The 12,460-nt window shown below is 43.3% G+C and carries 10 protein-coding genes and 1 pseudogene; 7 read left to right on the forward strand and 4 right to left on the reverse strand.

Going from position 1 to position 12,460, the window contains the following annotated elements; all coding sequences use genetic code 11:
• Positions 1-9: 9 nt before the first annotated feature.
• The 3 genes from DSM107010_RS18765 to DSM107010_RS18775 all read right to left on the reverse strand — a co-directional run bounded on the left by DSM107010_RS18765 (position 10) and on the right by DSM107010_RS18775 (position 2,753).
• Positions 10-1,194 carry a beta-ketoacyl-ACP synthase gene (locus DSM107010_RS18765; RefSeq protein WP_106168579.1) on the reverse strand — a complete coding sequence of 395 codons (1,185 nt, stop codon included), beginning with the start codon at positions 1,192-1,194 and terminating at the stop codon, positions 10-12.
• Positions 1,195-1,245: 51 nt separating this feature from the next.
• The gene (locus DSM107010_RS18770; RefSeq protein WP_106168580.1) at positions 1,246-2,025 is read right to left on the reverse strand and encodes a peptidylprolyl isomerase; all 780 of its coding nucleotides are present in this window, start codon (positions 2,023-2,025) and stop codon (positions 1,246-1,248) included.
• A gap of 125 nt (positions 2,026-2,150) precedes the next feature.
• Positions 2,151-2,753: a photosystem I assembly protein Ycf4 gene (locus DSM107010_RS18775; protein WP_015153288.1), complete on the reverse strand. Its 603-nt coding sequence runs from the start codon at positions 2,751-2,753 to the stop codon at positions 2,151-2,153.
• A gap of 409 nt (positions 2,754-3,162) precedes the next feature.
• Between DSM107010_RS18775 and psbD the strand changes: the two genes are divergently transcribed.
• The 3 genes from psbD to DSM107010_RS18790 all read left to right on the forward strand — a co-directional run bounded on the left by psbD (position 3,163) and on the right by DSM107010_RS18790 (position 5,980).
• Positions 3,163-4,221: a photosystem II D2 protein (photosystem q(a) protein) gene (gene psbD / locus DSM107010_RS18780; RefSeq protein WP_015153746.1), complete on the forward strand. Its 1,059-nt coding sequence runs from the start codon at positions 3,163-3,165 to the stop codon at positions 4,219-4,221.
• Positions 4,205-5,605: a photosystem II reaction center protein CP43 gene (gene psbC / locus DSM107010_RS18785; RefSeq protein WP_015153287.1), complete on the forward strand. Its 1,401-nt coding sequence runs from the start codon at positions 4,205-4,207 to the stop codon at positions 5,603-5,605. Before psbD ends, psbC begins: the two co-directional genes overlap by 17 nt.
• Before the next feature lie 189 nt (positions 5,606-5,794).
• Entirely contained in the window at positions 5,795-5,980 is a 186-nt protein-coding gene (locus tag DSM107010_RS18790) for a PCP reductase family protein (RefSeq protein ID WP_041462375.1), read from the forward strand.
• 16 nt (positions 5,981-5,996) lie between these two features.
• On the opposite strand, the gene DSM107010_RS38555 is transcribed toward DSM107010_RS18790, so the two are convergent.
• Positions 5,997-6,149 carry a hypothetical protein gene (locus DSM107010_RS38555; protein ID WP_158631816.1) on the reverse strand — a complete coding sequence of 51 codons (153 nt, stop codon included), beginning with the start codon at positions 6,147-6,149 and terminating at the stop codon, positions 5,997-5,999.
• 636 nt (positions 6,150-6,785) lie between these two features.
• Between DSM107010_RS38555 and DSM107010_RS18795 the strand changes: the two genes are divergently transcribed.
• The 4 genes and pseudogenes from DSM107010_RS18795 to DSM107010_RS18810 all read left to right on the forward strand — a co-directional run bounded on the left by DSM107010_RS18795 (position 6,786) and on the right by DSM107010_RS18810 (position 12,323).
• Positions 6,786-8,255 carry a DUF4832 domain-containing protein gene (locus tag DSM107010_RS18795; RefSeq protein WP_106168963.1) on the forward strand — a complete coding sequence of 490 codons (1,470 nt, stop codon included), beginning with the start codon at positions 6,786-6,788 and terminating at the stop codon, positions 8,253-8,255.
• Positions 8,256-8,462: 207 nt separating this feature from the next.
• Positions 8,463-9,774 (forward strand): annotated as a pseudogene (locus tag DSM107010_RS18800) (oligosaccharide flippase family protein).
• Positions 9,775-9,811: 37 nt separating this feature from the next.
• Positions 9,812-10,948 (forward strand): glycosyltransferase, encoded by a 1,137-nt coding sequence (locus DSM107010_RS18805; protein WP_127023615.1) that lies wholly within the window; start codon positions 9,812-9,814, stop codon positions 10,946-10,948.
• Between the two features lie 73 nt (positions 10,949-11,021).
• Entirely contained in the window at positions 11,022-12,323 is a 1,302-nt protein-coding gene (locus tag DSM107010_RS18810) for a hypothetical protein (RefSeq protein WP_106171515.1), read from the forward strand.
• Positions 12,324-12,460 lie beyond the last annotated feature (137 nt).

Here is a 12,460-nt window from a genome sequence, read left to right on the forward strand (position 1 = left end):
TATTTGCTCCTATTTGCCCAAGACTAAAACAGCATTCTGTCCGCCAAAGCCAAAACTCAAACAGAGTACGTGCCTGAGTGCTGCTTTTCGCGACGTGACGATTAGATCGAGATCGAATTGGGGCGATCGCAGTCCCGTACATGGCGGTAATATTTGATGACGTAATGCCATCAGACAGAATGCCGTACCAATCGCCCCAGAAGCTCCCAAAGTATGCCCCGTGGCTCCTTTTGTGGAACTTACGGGAACTCCATGAGGAAATAAATACTGAATTATTTGTGCTTCGCGCTTGTCGTTGAGCTGGGTCGCCGTACCGTGTGCGTGAATGTAATCAATGTCTTGTGGTGTAAGATTACCGCGCTCCAAGCATTGCTTAATTGCCACGATCGCGCTTTTCCCCGTTGACTCTGGCTGAGCTGCATGAAAAGCATCGTTTGTCAAGCTAAAACCTAGAACGCGACCGTAAACTTTTGCCGAACGCTGCTGGGCTGCTCGTGCTGATTCCAGTACTAATACAGATGCACCTTCCCCCAACACCAATCCTTCTCTATAGCGATCGAATGGATAAGCGCCAGTAGTTGCCAACGCGCCCATCTGCCCAAATCCAGCCAAAGTTAAGGGGGTAATCGGCGCTTCCACTGCGCCAACGATTACCCGGTGACATTGCCCAGTTTTGATTAATAAACTCCCTTGAGCGATCGCCCAAATCCCCGTAGCACATGCTGCCATTGGGGACAATACTACACCTGTTGCCCCAATTTGTCTTGCTGCTATTGAGGCGATTGCGTTTGGTAAGATTTCTAAGAATTCGGGAGTCGGTAGGGGCGGGTTTAGAAACCTGCCCGTACAGGAGTCGGGAGTCGAAACAACTTTTGACTTTTGACTTTCAACTTTTGACTTTATCAGTTCTTCCCAAACTGCCTGCTGGCTGCGGCTAGAACCGATGACTACCCCGCAGTCTGGTAAAGGTGATTCTAAGCCTGAATCTTTTAAAGCGGCTGCTACTGCTAACCGAGTTAACTCGATCGCATTAGTTGGTTGTTCGTCAACCAGTGCTAAAGGTCTAGCCTCTAGTTCTGGGAAAGGTTGCTGCAATCTAATGCCGCTGCGATCGAATATTAAGTTTTCCCAGCTAGTTTCTAAGCTTTTTCCCAAGCTGGAAATGAGACTAATACCTGTGACAACAACTTCCACGCTTTGGGGTGAGGGTTAAGAGTAGGCGCACGGCGTGCGCCCAGAGATTAATTATTTGCCACCGTTTTTCAGCTTGTCACTGCCTTCAGTCACCTTAGCAGAGTCAATGCGATCGCCTTGTTGAATTTTGTCTACCACGTCCATACCGCTAGTCACTTTACCAAAGACGGCGTAATCCCCATCGAGAAAACTCAAATCGGCAAGGGCGAAATAGAACTGAGAAGAGGCGGAATCTGGCTGTTGCGATCGCGCCATAGCGACAGCCCCTCTAAGATGCTGTAAAACTGGTTGTTTTCTGACTCCCGCACTTTTCAGCGTCCGACTGTAGATCGGATCTGTTGCCCCTGTGGGCTTAATTTCTAAAGGAATCTGACGTTCTGTTCCTGTATTTGGATCGATAAAACCGCCAGTTCCTAGACGCTGAGGTGAAAAATTGGGGTTTTTGCTTTGCGGGTCTCCTCCTTGGACTACAAAAGGTTGTTCTGGTGGTCTGCTCTGGGGACCGATGACTCGATGGAATACGAGTCCATCATAGACACCCCGCTGTACTAGATCGACAAAATTTCCTGCCGTTAGAGGGGCATTCTTACCATCTACCTCGATAGTAATTGGTTGCCCCTTCACCGTCATCACAACTGTCGCCGTTCCTTCTAGAGTTGGTAAATTCTTCATTTGAACGCTACTTGTTTGAATTGCAGGTACAGGTGTGGTTTCAGCTGCCGTATTATCGGGGGAAGCAGAATTCGCCACTCGGTTAGGCGTACATCCTGCCAAACATAACCCACCAATAATGAAAACTAAAACCAACCACTGCTGAACTTTTAACTGCATTTGCCTCTGCGATCGCTATAGGTAAAAAAATTCAAAAGGCTAAATCTTCCTTCCGAACGCTTTACCAGGGTACCTCCGGTTTCCCCAGGCAAATTCTGAATTTTTAATTAAATTACTTGATGAAATTACAGTCCTTCTAGCGGCACAGCTAAAAATCGAGCCAATTCTGCCCCATCGTTCTCTAGCTTTGTAATAGATAAGGGTTGACCTACTCGCGTCAAGGGAATATTTCGTCTTCCTTTGACTCGTAGATAAAGTTCTCGACGGGGATTCAAGCCTTCTTTAATCTCTAAACGCACAGCTTGAATATCTTGTATGGGGGCTTTAATTTCAATGCGGCGGTTTTTCCCAGGAAATCCCCACCGAAAAATGTGAAATTCACCCTTCTCCTTGTCAAACTCATTGTAGCCGCCGCCTACGTCCAGCAAAATCATGCCCCACAGATACAGCGCTAGCAGCAGACCTGCCACTCCATAAAATCCAATCGCTATCCCTTGGGGAATGAAAACGAGCTGGGTCGGCTCGGCAAATGGAATTAAATTAATTTGCAAGTAACTAGAAAGTCCAGCCAAGAAAAAGCCTATCCCACCGATGGAAACGACTGTAGCCCACCAGTAATTGCTGAATCGTCGCGAACCTAAAACTTTTTGATTCAAGCAGCTGGAGGTACTATTTTTATTTGCTTTAGCTTCCGAATCGCCGGAATTGGTGGTTGTTGATGCCGTCATGTCACTACCCTGCTCAGTTAAACTACTGAAGGCGGTTTTCCACTCTTATTATTCACACAGTAAGTTGCCTGGTTCAACTGCGAACAATCTGAGAGAACTGCAAAAACTTGTGTCAAATTGTAAAAATTCTCATATTTGATTAGACTATAATCTAACACTAAACACTCAATCCGCTTTTGTGGATTGGGCTTGAGGTGCGGTCACTGCGATCGATTAAGAAACATTAATCAGCCGTGCTGTCAAGTTGCTGCTTTTCGCGGCAACACTGACATGGCATTCTAGTGAGAAAGGCGTTAGTTACTACAACGATTTTCTTGCCTGCGGAGTTGGATCTAAACCATCTCCTAGTCAACAAAAAGTTAATTCCTCAAAAAGCGTTGCAATTTTTAGTAAACCCAGAGGATTTTAAATGACAATTGCAGTAGGACGCGCACCGAGTCAAAGAGGATGGTTTGACGTTCTCGACGACTGGCTCAAGCGCGATAGATTTGTATTCGTCGGCTGGTCGGGGCTATTATTATTCCCCTGCGCCTACCTAGCACTAGGTGGATGGCTGACCGGAACCACATTCGTCACCTCGTGGTACACCCACGGGATTGCTAGCAGCTACCTGGAAGGAGCCAACTTCTTAACCGTAGCCGTATCGACCCCAGCCAATAGCATGGGACACTCATTGCTGTTCTTGTGGGGACCAGAAGCGAACTGGGACTTCACGCGCTGGTGTCAGCTCGGGGGCTTGTGGGCATTTGTCGCCTTACACGGAGCATTTGCGCTGATTGGATTCTGCCTGCGGCAGCTAGAAATTGCCCGCTTGGTCGGCATCAGACCATACAACGCATTAGCATTCACTGGACCAATTGCGGTGTTTGTCAGCGTCTTCTTGCTCTACCCCTTAGGACAGTCCGGCTGGTTTTTTGCACCTTCATTTGGAGTCGCGGCAATTTTCCGCTTCTTGCTGTTCTTCCAAGGGTTCCATAACTGGACGCTCAACCCGTTCCACATGATGGGAGTAGCGGGAGTACTAGGTGGAGCGCTGTTGTGCGCGATTCACGGGGCGACGGTGGAAAACACCCTGTTTGAAGACGGCGATAGCTCCAACACCTTCCCCGCCTTCAACCCGACTCAATCGGAAGAGACCTATTCGATGGTGACGGCAAACCGTTTCTGGTCGCAGATTTTCGGGATTGCCTTTTCCAACAAGCGCTGGTTGCACTTTTTCATGTTGTTCGTGCCTGTAACTGGACTGTGGATGAGTGCAGTGGGAGTCGTCGGCTTGGCAGTGAACCTGCGGGCATATGACTTCGTCTCTCAAGAGCTGCGGGCAGCAGAAGACCCCGAGTTCGAGACTTTCTACACCAAGAACATTCTGCTCAACGAGGGCATCCGTGCTTGGATGGCTCCTCAAGACCAACCCCACGAAAACTTCGAGTTCCCTGAGGAGGTTCTACCCCGTGGAAACGCCCTATAATTCATCGTTTAATCGCGGCTTGACCTTAGGTGGCGGTCGCGACCAAGAATCTTCAGGATTTGCTTGGTGGGCTGGTAATGCCCGATTGATCAACTTATCTGGTAAACTTTTGGGCGCTCACGTTGCCCACTCAGGTTTGATTGTTTTCTGGGCAGGAGCAATGACTTTATTTGAAGTCGCTCACTTCATCCCAGAAAAACCAATGTACGAGCAAGGTTTGATCTTGCTGCCTCACCTGGCATCTCTCGGTTGGGGTGTAGGTCCTGGTGGAGAAGTCATCGATACTTTCCCTTACTTCGTCGTTGGCGTATTACACCTGATCTCTTCCGCCGTGTTGGGATTTGGTGGAATTTACCACGCGATTCGCGGTCCAGAAACTTTAGAAGAGTACTCCTCTTTCTTTGGTTACGACTGGAAAGATAAGAACAAAATGACCAGCATCATTGGTTTCCACCTGATTATTTTGGGATGTGGAGCCTTGTTGCTGGTACTGAAAGCCATGTTCTTTGGCGGTTTGTACGACACCTGGGCTCCTGGTGGTGGAGACGTTCGCGTCATCTCTAACCCCACCCTCAACCCCGCAGTTATCTTTGGTTATTTACTGAAGTCTCCTTTTGGCGGCGAAGGCTGGATTGTCAGCGTCAACAACTTAGAAGATGTTGTCGGCGGTCACATCTGGGTTGGTTTGACTTGTATCGCTGGCGGGATTTGGCACATTGTCACCAAGCCTTTTGCTTGGGCGCGTCGTGCTTTCATCTGGTCTGGTGAAGCATACCTATCCTACAGTTTGGGTGCTTTATCCCTGATGGGCTTTATCGCCTCCTGTATGGTTTGGTACAACAACACCGTTTATCCCAGCGAATTCTACGGTCCTACTGGTCCAGAAGCTTCTCAAGCTCAAGCTTTGACTTTCTTGATCCGCGACCAACGCTTGGGTGCTAACGTCGGTTCTGCTCAAGGTCCTACAGGTCTGGGTAAATACTTGATGCGCTCTCCTACAGGGGAAATCATCTTTGGTGGTGAGACAATGCGTTTCTGGGATTTCAAGGGTCCTTGGTTGGAGCCACTACGTGGTCCCAACGGTCTTGACTTAGAAAAGATCAAGAACGACATTCAGCCTTGGCAAGCACGTCGCGCTTCTGAGTACATGACTCACGCACCTCTGGGTTCTTTAAACTCTGTGGGTGGTGTGGCTACGGAGATTAACTCCTTTAACTATGTATCTCCTCGCGCTTGGCTAGCTACTTCTCACTTTGTACTAGGCTTTTTCTTCCTAGTCGGTCACTTATGGCACGCCGGTCGCGCTCGCGCTGCGGCTGCTGGTTTTGAGAAAGGTATTAACCGCGAATCTGAACCAGTAATGGCTATGGGCGAATTAGACTAAAACAATACTTGGGGTTGGAGTTAAGCTCCACCCTAAATTGATAAGGCTCCTGCGTTAGAGCGGGAGCCTTTCGCATGGCACGAGTTTTATGACAGAATCTTTTATATGGTGCAAAAAAAGCTACGCTAGCGAGGTGCGATCGCAGTTATTGCTTCTTGCTCACTCCAATCTCAGTTGATGGTGACGACCATGTCAGATTCAAACTTAACCGATCGCCTACAATGGACGAATGAAGCCCAAATTAAGTTAAAAAAGATTCCCTTTTTTGTTCGTTCTCAGGCGATCTCGCGCATAGAACAGTTGACGCGATCGCGGGGTCAAGATATTGTTACAGCAGAGATTGTCGAACAAGCCAGGTTAGAGTTTGGACAATAAGAAACCTAGCTCGATCTTAGGGTTTGTGAGTGCGATCGCGCTTTTCCTTCAAGCTCTCGCTATTTTGCTGCCAAGTGCATTTTTTGACATGCGTTACCTTTTTTGCGGTTTCACGACTAGCTAACGCAGTATGGGCAATACAAGCAGCAGCACAACTAACAATAAACATTTTTTTCTTCCTCTGATTTCCGCAGTTCTCCACATTTATGTTTACGATAGCTACGGTTTAGAGGCTTATATACGCTTATAACTCTTCATATTAACATAAGTAGCCACCATCATGACTGGCGATCGCTCGATTATCCGTAACCAGCGTTTGCAATACCGAAGATTACGGGTTTCTACCGACCGCAGCCGGACGTAGGTTGAGCCGTCAAACAGCCTCACATAGAAAAATATGTAGTTTCCTCTATTATTTCAATTTGATGTGAATGGCATACCAAACCTTCAAACTTACTAGTATTTCCTAACAAAAACCAATAAATTGCTAATTTTCAGCAAATTTAGGTGCTAGTAAAGAATGCAAGTTAGTCATTCTAGGTAGATTCTGGCTTTGGTATATAGATAATTTAATAAATTTGCTCTTTCCGTATAATTTCGCTATCTAATAAATCAGTGTAATTTCTATTGGTTACCGATCCAATATAAAGTTAAGTTTAATTTGTAATCGATCTATGTAAATAAAACTTGAAGCGTACAGAGTACCCCTATTAATGACTTTGTACAGCCTTTACTACGGTTATTTTGATAACAACAAGTTAGATAAGTAACTGTCAGAAAAAATATGACTTTCCAGAGGTATGTTATGAGAATTCAGCACGTAGTAAAAAACTTGAAACTGTCTACGGCTCTACTAGCAACTATGGCGATCGCAGGTTCCTGTACTGCGGCTCCAGTTTCTAGAGTTACTACCACTTATGAAGGTAGTTCAGAAAACTTTTCCAACCCAGAAAGAGGGTTCTACAAATCGATGGAACCGCTCGATAATAATCCAGCTCCTCCACTACAGCTTTCTGAGCTACAACAAGTTAGGCGCGAAAAATTATCTACAATTCGACGATACTATTTATTATCAGATTTTCGAGATAAACCAATTTCGCAGCCTTATCTTGACATGATATCAAATGATTTAAAAACAGTTAGAAAGGCTGGGATAAAAATGATTGTACGGTTTACCTACAATTGGTTAGGAGGTGGTCCTGATGCTCCATCGAGTCTAATGCTTTCTCATCTCGATCAGTTGAAGCCAATTTTAAGAGCAAACTCTGATGTGATTGCTTACATGGAAGCAGGGTTTATTGGTTACTGGGGAGAATGGCATCATTCAACTCATAACTTTACCGATCATACTACAGGAAAAATTACTAATGATGCTAAAAAAGTAGCGCTAAAGATATTGTCTGTCCTACCAAAAAATCGCATGATGGTTGTACGGACTTTGGGATATAAAAAGCAGATATTTGATAACGATCTTCCTCTTACGTCTGAAGAAGCTTTCAATGGCTCTAATAGAGCGAGAACGGGACACCATAATGATGCTTTTCGCTCTACGAAAAGTGATTGGGGAACGTATAGCGGTAATCTAGAGGTAATGGAGCAAGAAAAAGCATGGCTAAACCTTGATACTAAATATGTAGTACACGGTGGAGAACCTGCTGGACCCAGCGACCCGCCGGAATGGGATGATTGTCCAGGAGCGCTAACTGACTTTGCCAGAATGCACTGGAGTGGAATGACAGTAAATGCTAATGGAAATTATTCAGTACCAGTCTATCAGGGCTGGAGAGAGCAAGGCTGCATGAACGAAATTCAACAGCGCTTAGGCTATCGCTTTCGCTTAATAGATTCAGCTATTGTGGACAAAGTCAAACCTGCTGGTACGTTTTCAATGAGTTTTAGAATTACCAATGATGGCTGGGCTAGCCCCTATAATCCTCGTAGTCTAGAAGTAATTTTGAGGCATCGGGAAACAGGACAACAATACTATATTCCCGTAGCAGAGTCTGTACGTCGGTGGATGCCTGGTGAAACCAAAACAATAGATATAGTATGTGGGATTCCAGCAAACATAAATTCAGGAGAATATCAGGTGTTGTTAAATTTACCTGACCCTGCTCCTAAGTTGTATTCTCGTCCAGAGTACTCGATCAGATTCGCCAATCAAAATGTTTGGGAGCCTTCTACAGGATATAACTCGCTGTTGAGAAGCGTTAACATCAGTCCGAACGTAGCAGGAGAAACATATTCTGGGACTCAAGTGTTTAAACTACGTTAACCGCGATCCCTGAAAAGGGTTTTATTATCAGTTTATCGATTGGATATCGATGGAATATCGCATCAAATCGAGTTCTGTCGATTTATTGATTGAAATAGATCCTAGTTTAAGTTTCATTGTTTTTAAAAAGCAATGTAAATAGTGAGATGGATGGTGGTATAGTGCTAAAGGCATAAGTATATATAAGTTTACACAAATCCATTTGCTATGGCAGCTCAACAGCCAAAGATACCAACGTTGCGTCAAAACTTCTCTTGGACGTTTGTTGGCAACGTTGTTTATGCAGCTTGCCAATGGGGAATGCTAGTCATGCTTGCAAAACTAGGCAGTCCAGAGATATTAGGGCAATTCACTTTAGGATTTGCTCTAACTGCGCCTGTTATTATGTTTACAAACTTGCAATTGCGAACAATTCAGGCAACAGATGCTAAACAACAATATTATTTTGGAGATTACCTCGGATTAAGATTACTTGCAACCGGACTGGCGCTGTTAATTATTATAGGAATCACTTTTATATCTTGGGTATCGTTTTGAAACATCGTTGGTAATTTTAGTAGTTGGTTTAGCTAAAGCGTGTGAAGCTATCAGCGATGTATTTTACGGCTTGATTCAGCAACACGAACGAATGGATCGCATTGCCATTTCAATGCTAGTTAAAGGTCCTTTATCACTCTTATTCTTATCTTTTGGAGTTTATTTCACAAAAAGTGCTTTATGGGGAACAGTAGGCTTAGCTGTTGCTTGGGCTATAGTACTATTAGGATACGATATTCGTAGTAGTGCATCACTGTTAAATGGTATCCAATCGAGTCAACAAGACGCAAAAGGTAGAGACTTGAGCGGGGCAAAAGTGCAGCTTCAGCCACGCTGGGATTTGAAAACATTAAAGCAATTAGTATGGCTGTCTCTTCCTCTAGGTTTTGTTATGATGTTGATTTCGCTCAACACTAACATTCCCCGCTATTTTATTGAAAATTACTTAGGAGAAAGAGAGCTGGGCATTTTCGCTGCCATAGCATACTTAATGATGGCAGGAAACATAGTAGTGAGTGCACTAGGAGAGTCTGCTTGTCCGCGATTGGCAAAATATTATGCAGCAGGAAATCGCACTGCTTTTCGCAACCTTTTGTGTACTTTAGCTGGAATTGGCGCTGCTTTAGGCGGTGTTTGTGTCTTAGTAGCTTTTGTGGCTGGAAGACATCTGCTAGCAGTTCTTTACCAACCTGAATATGCTGAGCGGGCAGATTTATTTGTGTGGTTAATGGTAGCGGCAGGTGTAAGTTTTATAGCTTCTTTTTTTGGCTATGGCATGACATCTGCCAGATATTTTCGCGTTCAGATGCCTTTGTTTGTTTTCGTGACAACTATCTCAGCTATAGCCTGTTTGTGGTTAATTCCTAAATTTGGACTGCTGGGAGCAGCATTTGCCTTACTTGTTGCAGCAATTGTTCAAGTAGTGGCTAGTTTAGGTGTGAATATCCACGCACTGTACGCTCTGAAAAAAGAATGTAATTGAAAACTAAAATATACCAACGTAATTTGAGAAATTAAATATGACATTATCCAATCAACGTCCGCTTCGCATTCTACAAGTTGTTGGAGGTATGAATCGCGGTGGTATTGAAACATGGTTAATCAACGTTCTACGCCACATCGATCGCGATCGCTTTCAAATAGACTTTTTAGTTCACACAACTCAGCCGTGCGCTTACGACAACGAAATTCGCGCCTTAGGTAGTCGAATCATTCCCTGCCTGCATTCAAATCAACCGTGGTTGTACGCTCGAAATTTCAAGCAGATTTTACGCGATTATGGTCCGTACGACGTAGTTCACGCTCAACTATATCTTTTTAGTGGTCTGGTACTGTATCTAGCACATCAGGAAAAAGTCTGCACCAGAATAGCACACATGCATCCTCTAACAGACCTCCACGAAAAGCGTTTTCTACGTGCAATTTATCAAAAGATTATGACAAGATTGTTATCAAAGTATGCAACTCACATTATTGCTCCATCAAAAAGTAGTTTAAAGGCTTTTCAAGCTATTTGTAACTGTTCGGGTAAGCATAATGAAATTTTGTACAACGGTATCGAGCTGAGCCAATTCGATCGAGAAGTAGACAAAAGAGCTGTACGCCAAAAATTTAATCTCCCAGTCGATCAGCCTATAGTTATATATGTAGCTCGTTTTACTGCTCATAAAAATCATGCTCAAATTTTGAGAATTGCAGATCGAATGAGCAAGAATGGAGTTAACGTATATTTTGTTATGGTGGGTTCTCATGGCGAACTTTTGAATACACTCAAGGAAAAAGTAGCTGAACGAAATGATATGGCAATGATGGTGGGAGTTGAAGATATTTCCGAACTTTTGAAGACTGCCGATTTGTTCTTTCTGCCGTCACTTGAAGAAGGATTTGGAGTTGTTGCTATAGAAGCTGCTGCTGCTGGGTTACCTGTTGTTGCTACCGACTTACCAACAATTCGTGAAGCATGTTCGCCTAGCCATCACCCTTTTATGTTTCCTCCTAATAATGATGAACTTGCTTGTAAAAATATCTTATCAATACTGGAAAACCAGGAACTGAGAAAACAACTCTCCGCTGATGCTCGAAAATGGGCTAATAACTTTTCTATATTTAGTTCCATCAAACAACTAGCTCATCTATATGAGAATTGCACCCAGTGACTGAAAAATATTTTGGGTTTTCCTTAAGAAGCAATTTTTCAACAGAAGCTCTCGATCGACTTGAAATTTAACAATGAAATTGCTAGTTTTTATAACTATATTTATATCGCATCTATTTGCGGCACGTCCTTTTTACTTGAGGCTGCGTCATGAAGAGATGCCATCCACAATTCATTTTGCTACAATTTCAGTTATTCTCTACTACGATCTCGGGTTAGGGTTAGAAGCATTAAATTTTCCCTATGAAAGCAATTTTTTTCTGCCTTTATTTAATGCAGATGAAAAAATAATATTACAAGCATTTGCTTTAATATTGTTTACTCCCTGGTTGTTCGAGCTTGGTGCTACCTTAACAAATAAATATACCAATTTCGGTATACAAGAACCAAATGCAAGCCTGAATAAAGAAAGACAGAATCTTTTTTACTTTATCACAACCTCGATCTCAATCGCTTTAGCTATTTTTGGATATCGTCAATTTGCTCAAAACCCATCTATTTGGTTTAGCAGGCAGCAAATCGGAGAGGCATTAGGTCCTTTTATTATCCTGTTATACTTTCCCACATGTTTCTTAGGTTTTTATGTGAGATTAACTAACGCTAAGACACAATTTGGATCGTTATATTCATTAGGATTAGCTATAACTAGTATTTTTTCCACTTTTGCAGTAGGTCAGAGGAATACTATATTAGTTCCTTTGCTGGTTCTAACACTATTTCGTACAAAGATAAATCTTACTCGAATTACAGTCTTTGTATGTGTAGCAGTAGTAGCTGCTTCTGCTCTCTTACCGATTTTTAAGTGGCAGTATTCTCATGTTGATGCTTCGATACTAGATTTAGTTGGAGAAACTATTAATGGTGATTTCTCTAGAAGTCCTATTTTGAAGACAGCGCTAGAAATGGCAGAACCAGTAGGAACAAGTATCATGCCATATCCTCTAGCTGGCTATGTATACGCTTTGCTTTATTATGTACCTCGTTCAATAGTACCGTTTAAAGGTTGGTCTACAGCACAGTATTTTACAAGCGAACTAGCTAGGACACCCGTTGAGGATACTACATGGGGATTTGGTGTTGGTGCAATAGAAGAAATCTTATTAAATACGGGTTTATGGCTGTTAGTACCAGGATTGATCGTGTATGGAATGTGCATGGGTATGTTAGACAAGCTTTCAGGTCGTATACCTTCACTTGTAGTTTCAACCAGGCTTGCAGCTATTTGGCTTTGTGGTTATGACTTGGTATCGTTGTTAGTCACGTTTGGAACTATGGCTATAATTAGTTTTGGATTTCATTACTTATTTGTACAACAGCATATACATCTATCCGAGAATCAGCACGAGCGCAATATGTCATTACGCAAACTTGAATAACTTTTTAGACAAGATTTTTTCACAAGCTTTCAATTCATTTGTGTTTATATTCCCAGTTATATTTGACAGTAAAACGTAATACAATAATTAATGTATATTTAATTTGTGGCTTTGTTCTAGTTTTTGTTGAAATTTAA

The organism is Chroococcidiopsis cubana SAG 39.79, assembly GCF_003991895.1.
In the GTDB taxonomy this organism is placed as follows: Bacteria; Cyanobacteriota; Cyanobacteriia; order Cyanobacteriales; family Chroococcidiopsidaceae; genus Chroococcidiopsis; species Chroococcidiopsis thermalis.

Excerpts from the sequence above, each read along its gene's own strand:
- DSM107010_RS18770 (WP_106168580.1), bottom strand. The coding sequence starts at position 2,025 with ATGCAGTTAAAAGTTCAGCAGTGGTTGGTTTTAGTTTTCATTATTGGT.
- DSM107010_RS18775 (WP_015153288.1), bottom strand. The coding sequence starts at position 2,753 with ATGACGGCATCAACAACCACCAATTCCGGCGATTCGGAAGCTAAAGCA.
- psbD (WP_015153746.1), top strand. The coding sequence starts at position 3,163 with ATGACAATTGCAGTAGGACGCGCACCGAGTCAAAGAGGATGGTTTGAC.
- DSM107010_RS18790 (WP_041462375.1), top strand. The coding sequence starts at position 5,795 with ATGTCAGATTCAAACTTAACCGATCGCCTACAATGGACGAATGAAGCC.
- DSM107010_RS38555 (WP_158631816.1), bottom strand. The coding sequence starts at position 6,149 with ATGTTTATTGTTAGTTGTGCTGCTGCTTGTATTGCCCATACTGCGTTA.
- DSM107010_RS18795 (WP_106168963.1), top strand. The coding sequence starts at position 6,786 with ATGAGAATTCAGCACGTAGTAAAAAACTTGAAACTGTCTACGGCTCTA.
- DSM107010_RS18805 (WP_127023615.1), top strand. The coding sequence starts at position 9,812 with ATGACATTATCCAATCAACGTCCGCTTCGCATTCTACAAGTTGTTGGA.
- DSM107010_RS18810 (WP_106171515.1), top strand. The coding sequence starts at position 11,022 with ATGAAATTGCTAGTTTTTATAACTATATTTATATCGCATCTATTTGCG.